At 65.3% G+C, this 343-nt stretch carries 1 pseudogene; it reads left to right on the top strand.

Features of this window, described 5'->3' with window-relative positions:
- Positions 1–343: pseudogene (locus tag SB816_RS30355) on the top strand (Clp protease ClpC); the annotation flags it as partial.

The raw sequence follows: 343 nt of genomic DNA, 5'->3' as shown, positions 1-343 counted from the left end.
CCCGCAAGCAATTCGACCGAGCAGCAGAACTGAAGAAGGAGCTGGAGCAGAAGCAGAAGGAGCTGGACGAGCTTCTGGAGATCTGGAAGCGCGATCAGGCTTCGGCGACCGCCGAGGTGCGCGCCGATCACGTCGCGCAGATCGTCTCCAAGATCACCGGCGTTCCGGTCACGGACCTGACCACCGAGGAGAAGGACAAGCTCCTCAAGCTCGAGGAGAAGCTGCACGAGCGCGTCATCGGCCAGGAAGAAGCGATCCGCGCCGTGGCCGATGCGGTGCGCCTGGCGCGAGCGGGTCTGCGCGAAGGTTCCGGTCCGACCGCGACCTTCCTGTTCCTCGGGCC

It is taken from the genome of Achromobacter sp. SIMBA_011 (assembly GCF_046535435.1).
GTDB lineage: Bacteria > Pseudomonadota > Gammaproteobacteria > Burkholderiales > Burkholderiaceae_B > Achromobacter > Achromobacter dolens.
The sequence above is the reverse complement of the archived record's forward strand: the minus strand, read 5'-3'. Positions and strand labels throughout refer to the sequence as shown.